Genomic DNA, 7203 nt, shown 5'->3' on the forward strand with positions numbered 1-7203 from the left:
ATCTTATGAAATTTAATACATTTATCCATGATGTAAGAATTCTAAAAGCTTTAGATGCGTTGGGATTTCACGATTTAACATCTGTCCAACAAAATACGATTCCTGTCTTACTAGATAATAAGGACTGTATCGTTCAGTCAAAGACCGGAAGTGGTAAAACGGCAGCTTATGCTTTACCTATATTAGAAAAGATAATAATTGATCAAAAAGAACCACAGGCTTTAATTTTGGCGCCAACTAGAGAACTTGTGTTACAAATTCAAGAAACATTTGATCATTTGGGTGTGTATAAGAAAATCAAAACAGTAGCTGTTTTTGGAAAACAGCCTTTTGCCTTTCAAAAAGAAGATCTATCTCAGCGTTGTCATGTTATAATTGCAACACCTGGTAGACTTTTAGAACATCTAAAGGAGCATACATTTGATTCAACAAAGATTCAATATTTAATATTGGATGAAGCAGATGAAATGCTGGGCTTGAATTTTTATCAAGATATTTTACAAATCATAGAATATCTATCCGATTCACGAATTAATTGTTTGTTATCGGCAACGATCAATGACTCAATAGAGAGTCTTTCTAAAGATATTCTAAATGATCCGATTTGGATCATAAATAATGATCAAGCTGATCAAATTGATCAAAGCTTTTACTATACAAAAATGGAAGAGAAAGTATCCTATTTACTTCATCTTTTAGTCAAAGAGAAACCGGAAAGCTGTATTGTGTTTGCGAACACGCGACAGATGGTAGATGAAATATATGAACAACTGCAATCTAGACAAATTAGTGTCAATAAAATTCATGGAGGTATGTTGCAGGAAGATCGTCTGCGGCAAATGAATGCTTTTAAACAAGGAGAGTTTCGTATTTTAGTCAGTACAGATGTGGCAGCTCGAGGCATTGATATTCAAAAAGTAGATTTGATCATAAATTATGAAGTTCCAAATACTTTCTGGATCTATATCCATCGTATTGGACGAAGTGGAAGAATGAAAAATAAAGGGAAGGCAATTACGCTCGTATCCGATCAGGAAAAAGAAAAATATTTAGAAATCATAGATAAACTTAATCTTCCAGAGGATCTCAAAACAATTGAGCTACAGAATGAATATGATCTTTCCTGTCTATCAAAACCAGAAAGACAACTTGAGGATAAAACAAAGAAACTCAGAAAAGATATTACAAAGCTCTATATCAATGCGGGTAAGAGCAAAAAGATACGAGCTAAAGATCTTGTTGGAGCTATCATGAGCATAGATGAAATCGAATTTGATGATATTGGTATCATACAGATTCAGGAACATCAATCTTATGTCGATATTTTAAATGGCAAAGGCAAGATCGTATTAGAAGTGTTACAAAATAAGAAGATCAAGAATAAATCAGTTCGCGTTGAAGTGGCAAATCATTGATCTTCAGGAGGTATTACCATGATTGAGAAAAAAGATGTAACAATTACCCCACTTGGCTTACAAAGAAGATTGCATATTTATCTTCCTGATGACTATTATCAAAGTAAGGAAACCTATCCTGTCATGTATATGTTTGATGGGCATAATCTTTTCTATGATGAAGATGCAACGTATGGGAAATCTTGGGGATTAAAAGAGTTTTTAGATCAATATGATAAGAAATTTATTGTGGTTGGACTAGAGTGTAATCATGAAGGCAATCAAAGAATCGTTGAATTCAGCCCTTATACATATTCAACTCATTATTGGGGAATGATCAAAGGAAAAGGGGCAGAACTTATGGAATGGATCGTGTATGAATTGAAACCTATGATTGATTCCACATATAGAACCATGCCATTTCGCGAGTGTACCGGTATTGGAGGAAGTTCTATGGGAGGTTTGATGGCTTTGTATGCGGTAATCAAATATAATCGTTTCTTTTCTAAAGCTGCCTGCTTATCTTCGGCAATCTTTGCGGGAAAAGATCAACTTCTTCATGATCTTCATAATACTAAGATCAACGCCGATACTAGAGTGTATCTAAGTTTAGGTAAAAAGGAAGCAAATTCTAATTATCTTCACCAACAAAGGCTCTATGATAATATGGTTTTCTCAAATTATTTTAAAGACATAGGGGCAACAAGTATGTTGAATGTGATTGAAGATGGTAAACACGATGAATCTTCCTGGGAAAAAGAAAATAAGATATATTTTGATTTTTTATGGAAATAACCTGTGTTTTTGGCACAGGTTTTTTATTTCTGTAAAAAATTAACATTGAAGAATATATGTATGAATGCTATTCTTTAAAGGCAGATGGGAGCGGAGACAATGAAAAAAATCTATATTTCAGCCGATATCGAAGGAATATGGGGAAATGCTAATCCGGCATATACCATGGCTGGAAGTGAATTGTATGAAGAATATCGTCTCAATATGATCAATGAAGTCAATTTGGTCATTGATCTTCTTTTTAAATATGGAGCTAAAGAAGTTGTTGTAAATGATGGCCATGGAAACATGGATAATCTTTTGCCTTCTAAAATCGATAAAAGAGTTTCTTTTGTAAGTGCTAATGGAGCGTACAAAGAATTTGGTATGATGGAGGGATTGGATGATTCTTTTGATGGTGTTTGTCTGATTGGATATCATACTAGATCAAATACACCGGGAATCATGGCTCATACAATATGGGGATCAATGATCGAACATATTGAAGTGGATGGTAAAGAGTTGGGAGAAACAGGAATTAATGCGATCTTGGCCCATGAATATGGAGTTCCAATTGTTTTGATTAGCGGAGATGATAAACTTCATGTACAGTATGAAGAAGATATTGGGTACAAGACAAACTTTGTAGAAACAAAGAAAGCAATTAATTCACAGACTGCACTTTGCTGCAGCTGGGATACTTTAGTAAGTCAATATGAGAAGGCTATTCAAAAAGGGATGAATCAGGAATCAATAAAAAAAGAAAAAACATCGCATACAATGCGTATTCGTTTTCACTATATTCGAAATGCTGATTTTGTAAGCCGAATGGAAGAAATAAAAAAAGTGGACAACTGTACAGTTGAAATCACAAAAGAAAGTTTTAAGGAATTATACAGGACAATGCGTTTTGTTATTAAGATATGCAATGCATTTGCCTAGAATATAGGGAGAGATTTGATGGATAAAAAGGCAAAAAATTCGAAGTTTTCAAGTCGTTTAGGCTATGTTTTAGCAGTGGCAGGTTCTGCCGTAGGGCTAGGGAACATATGGCGATTTCCATACTTGGCAGCTAAATATGGAGGAGGAATCTTCCTTCTTGTTTATTTGATCTTAACAGTAAGCTTTGGCTATGTTTTGATTGTTTCTGAAACAGCATTAGGAAGAATGACACAGAAGAGTCCAATTGGAGCTTTTAAAAGTTTTGGCCAGGGAATCTGGTATAAGATTGGTGGATGGATCAATGCCATAATCCCAATCTTGATCGTACCGTATTATTCTGTGATTGGCGGCTGGGTCATTAAGTATTTTGTGGAATATATTAAAGGAAATGTGAATGTTTTAGCTCGGGATAATTATTTTAATAATTTTATTAGTGATTCTTTTAATGTTGAGTTCTGGTTTATAATTTTTGCGCTTTTTGCGTTTATTACAATACTAGGTGGTGTAAAAAATGGAATTGAACGATCTAGTAAGATTATGATGCCAATCTTGGTCATTTTGGCAATCATGGTCGTTATCTATTCGGTAACAAGACCAGGCGCCATCGAAGGGGTTAAATATTTCTTGATCCCTAATTTTGAGGATTTTTCAATCATGACGATTGTAGCGGCCATGGGTCAGATGTTTTATTCGTTATCAATCGCAATGGGAATATTATATACATACGGATCTTATCTTGAAAAAGATGTAGATATCGAAAAATCGACTAAACAAGTTGAATTATTTGATACAGCTATTGCAATTTTAGCAGGTTTGATGGTTATTCCAGCTGTTTTCGCTTTCTCTACAGAGGCAGCTGAAAGCTTACAGGCAGGACCGTCTTTGATGTTTATTACACTTCCAAAAGTTTTTGCGAGCATGGGAGCTGGAACGATAGCGGGAATTTTATTCTTCCTTCTTGTATTCTTTGCGGCTTTGACTAGTGCTATTTCTTTATTGGAAACAAGCGTTTCATCTTTATCACAGCAGTTTCATATTTCAAGAAATAAGGCAATTGTTATTATGGCATTTGTGATGTTGGCTTTTGGAACAACTTCTTGTTTAGGTTATGGTGTCTGGGATTTCATTTCAATTTTTGGTATGGCATTCTTGGATTTCTATGACTTCTTGACAAATTCAATCATGATGCCAATTGCTGCACTGGCTACTTGTATCTTAATTATTAAGGTTGTAGGGTTTCAAAAGATCATTGATGAGGTAAAGATTTCCAGTCCATTTAAACGTGAAAAAATGTATGTGTTTTTTATGAAGTACTTAGCATCGTTCTTTTTGATCATTATCTTATTGAGTTCTGTTGCTTCTGTTTTAGGCATCATATCGATGTAGAAACGAGTTGAATATGTTAACTTATATTTCTGAATATGATTCAGCTTTGGGAAAAATCTATCTTGCCAGTAATGAAAAGGCACTGATTGGTCTTTGGTTTGAAAACCAGAAATATTTTGAAAGCACGATTCAAAATGAATGTATTGAAAAAGATACGCCTGTCTTAATTCGAACGAAAGAATGGCTGGATGTTTATTTTGATCACAAAGAGCCAGACTTTATCCCGGAAATTTCTTTTGAAGGAACCCCCTTTCAAAAGAAAGTATGGAATGAGTTGCTAAAAATACCTTATGGCAAGACCATAACTTATATGGATATCGCAAAAAAACTAGGGATTTCTTCTGCAAGAGCTGTCGGTCAAGCTGTTGGACGTAACCCAATTTCAATCATTGTTCCATGTCATAGAGTAATCGGAGCTAATCATAAGATCACTGGGTATGCAGGAGGAATTGATAAAAAAATAGCCTTGTTGGAAATCGAAGGCTATGATTTAACGATATTAAAATAAAGCACACAGTTTTAATGGCTGTGTGCTTTTAAACATTCTATTTCATCTGGACTTAGGGCCCTTGCCTGTCCAATTTCTAGATTTTTTAGCTCGAGTGGACCAAAGCTAACTCTTTGTAAGTAGGTTACTTCACATCCAACTTTTTGAAACATTCGCTTTACTTGATGGAATTTCCCTTCGCTGATCGTCAGATATGCTTTATTTGTATCTAGGATTTCTAATGTAGAAGGTTTAGCGATAAAGTCATCCAGGTCCATAGGTTGATTGAATATTTCAACGGCATTTTCGGGTAAAGTACCTTCAAATTCAACATAATACTTTTTTTGTACATGTTTTTTTGGCGATAGTAGATCATGTGTGAGTTGTCCATCATTACAAACAAGAAGCAAACCTTCTGTATCTATATCAAGACGTCCAACAGGATAAAGATCTTTTCTTATGCTGGGAATTAACTCCATGATTGTTGGATGTACATTATCTTCGGTGGCACTGACATAGCCGGCAGGCTTGTTTAAAATATAATACTCATATTGAATATAGGAAACGGGTGTATCATCCACATAGACAATTTGGTCTTCTTTTACTTGATGATCAGCTTTCTTGATTGTTTTTCCTTCAATCGTGACCCACCCATTTTTAATGATGTTTTTTACTTCGTTGCGGGTTCCATATCCCATATGAGATAGAAATTTATCAAGTCTCATTGCCATCGCCATCCTTTCGCATATTTATTCTTTATGATTCCTTTATCAATCTTTCCAAAACCAAGAGGATATCCATTTACACAAATCAAGATCCAACCTTTTGTCTTTGTATCTAGATCTTTGATATCAATCGTTTCACCCTTTAAATATTTGATAACTCTTGTATCTTCGACGGATAAGTCAACTGTATTTTTAAATTGTTCTTTTTTTAGAGCTAGAGCTAAAGCTTGGCTTGGTTCAAAATGATTCTTTTTGAATTCTCCACAAATCAGACCAGAGCGTAGTAAGCGCCATTTTTTCTGTTCGGGTAGTTGTAATGGACTCCAGATGGCCTTTTCATTTTTAATGATAAAAGATCCTTGAGAAAAATCAAACGTACAGAGATTTAAAAATTCTTTAAATGACTCAGGTAAAGATGTTTTTATATTTTGATATCTTTTTTGAGGGGTATCTCCATCTTTTTGAAGTAAAGCCACAAAATGTCCTTCACCATGAATTTTATGAGGATAAAGTCGAACGCATTCTTCCATATTTATACCACTAGAAAATCCGGGGCATTTAGGAATCGAGACAAGATGTATGTCTGGATGTCTATCTAAAGCATCTTGAATGACCTCTTCATTTTCTTTTACAGAGAACGTGCATGTAGAATATACGATCATACCTCCAGGTCTTAACATATCAATTGCGGATGAAAGAATCTCTTTTTGAATAGGTGGATAGTAAGTATCATCTCTTTGGATCCAACTGTTGATCAAATGTGGTTCTTTTCGAAACATTCCTTCTCCGCTACATGGAGCATCAACTAGGATTTTATCAAAAGTTTGTGTAAATCTATTTGAAAGATCAATGAGGTCTTCACTGCATACCCAGGCATTATAAGAGCCGGATAGTTCCAGGTTTTTGATCAAGCCTTGACAGCGAGATGTACTGATATCATTGGATAATAATAGACCTGTATTATGTAGTTTGGCTGCAAGTTCTGTACTTTTTCCTCCAGGTGCTGCGCATGTATCAAGTACAAGTTCATTTTCTTCTATTGGTAAAACCTGTGCAGGCAACATGGCAGAAGGCTCTTGAAGGTAATAAAGGCCGGCGTAGTAGTATGGATGTTTAGCAGGCTTTTGATCTCCTCCATAATAAAATCCATTATCTGTCCATGGAATAGGAGTTAAATCGAAAGGAGATATTTTAAGAAAATCTTGTACACTGATCTTATTTGTATTTACACGAAGTCCATAATAACGTTCGTGTTCAAAACTTTGAATATATGCTTCAAATTCATCTTTAAGCAGTTCTTTCATCTGTTGGATAAAACTTTCAGGTAATTGAGTGACCATATTAAATCTCCTTTTTGTGCACCCCATTATAGCATAGAATGATAGAGTTGTTTTCATCTGTGGGATAAAAAGAACCTATATACAGAATTTTACTTTTCTGATTTGTCATCGATGTAATGTCATTCTTTTGTAAGAATTATTCAAGACAATATAGA

General features: G+C 34.7%; 7 protein-coding genes. 5 read left to right on the plus strand and 2 right to left on the minus strand.

The features are described 5' to 3' along the window. Positions 1-5 precede the first annotated feature (5 nt). From HMPREF0367_RS03910 to HMPREF0367_RS03930, 5 genes are all read left to right on the plus strand, one after another. Entirely contained in the window at positions 6-1415 is a 1410-nt protein-coding gene (locus HMPREF0367_RS03910) for a DEAD/DEAH box helicase (protein ID WP_035401374.1), read from the plus strand. Positions 1416-1433: 18 nt separating this feature from the next. Further along, entirely contained in the window at positions 1434-2189 is a 756-nt protein-coding gene (locus tag HMPREF0367_RS03915) for an alpha/beta hydrolase (RefSeq protein WP_035401376.1), read from the plus strand. 99 nt (positions 2190-2288) lie between these two features. Continuing rightward, a complete protein-coding gene (locus tag HMPREF0367_RS03920) occupies positions 2289-3110 on the plus strand; it encodes a M55 family metallopeptidase (protein WP_035401378.1) in 822 nt (273 codons plus the stop codon). 18 nt (positions 3111-3128) lie between these two features. Then, the gene (locus HMPREF0367_RS03925) at positions 3129-4496 is read left to right on the plus strand and encodes a sodium-dependent transporter (RefSeq protein WP_035401380.1); all 1368 of its coding nucleotides are present in this window, start codon (positions 3129-3131) and stop codon (positions 4494-4496) included. A 13-nt stretch (positions 4497-4509) separates the two neighbouring features. Next, positions 4510-5004, plus strand: coding sequence for a methylated-DNA--[protein]-cysteine S-methyltransferase (locus HMPREF0367_RS03930; protein WP_035401382.1), 495 nt, complete (start codon positions 4510-4512; stop codon positions 5002-5004). A gap of 11 nt (positions 5005-5015) precedes the next feature. On the opposite strand, the gene HMPREF0367_RS03935 is transcribed toward HMPREF0367_RS03930, so the two are convergent. Both HMPREF0367_RS03935 and HMPREF0367_RS03940 read right to left on the minus strand, forming a co-directional pair. After that, a complete protein-coding gene (locus HMPREF0367_RS03935; protein WP_035401383.1) occupies positions 5016-5708 on the minus strand; it encodes a pseudouridine synthase in 693 nt (230 codons plus the stop codon). Next, complete coding sequence (locus tag HMPREF0367_RS03940; protein WP_035401384.1) at positions 5705-7048, minus strand: RsmF rRNA methyltransferase first C-terminal domain-containing protein; 1344 nt, start codon at positions 7046-7048, stop codon at positions 5705-5707. Before HMPREF0367_RS03940 ends, HMPREF0367_RS03935 begins: the two co-directional genes overlap by 4 nt. Positions 7049-7203: the final 155 nt, after the last annotated feature.

It is taken from the genome of Faecalitalea cylindroides ATCC 27803 (genome assembly GCF_000469305.1).
GTDB lineage: Bacteria > Bacillota_I > Bacilli_A > Erysipelotrichales > Erysipelotrichaceae > Faecalitalea > Faecalitalea cylindroides.

Coding starts and splice junctions, on each gene's coding strand:
- HMPREF0367_RS03910 (WP_035401374.1), top strand. CDS start 6: ATGAAATTTAATACATTTATCCATGATGTAAGAATTCTAAAAGCTTTA.
- HMPREF0367_RS03915 (WP_035401376.1), top strand. CDS start 1,434: ATGATTGAGAAAAAAGATGTAACAATTACCCCACTTGGCTTACAAAGA.
- HMPREF0367_RS03920 (WP_035401378.1), top strand. CDS start 2,289: ATGAAAAAAATCTATATTTCAGCCGATATCGAAGGAATATGGGGAAAT.
- HMPREF0367_RS03925 (WP_035401380.1), top strand. CDS start 3,129: ATGGATAAAAAGGCAAAAAATTCGAAGTTTTCAAGTCGTTTAGGCTAT.
- HMPREF0367_RS03930 (WP_035401382.1), top strand. CDS start 4,510: ATGTTAACTTATATTTCTGAATATGATTCAGCTTTGGGAAAAATCTAT.
- HMPREF0367_RS03935 (WP_035401383.1), bottom strand. CDS start 5,708: ATGAGACTTGATAAATTTCTATCTCATATGGGATATGGAACCCGCAAC.
- HMPREF0367_RS03940 (WP_035401384.1), bottom strand. CDS start 7,048: ATGGTCACTCAATTACCTGAAAGTTTTATCCAACAGATGAAAGAACTG.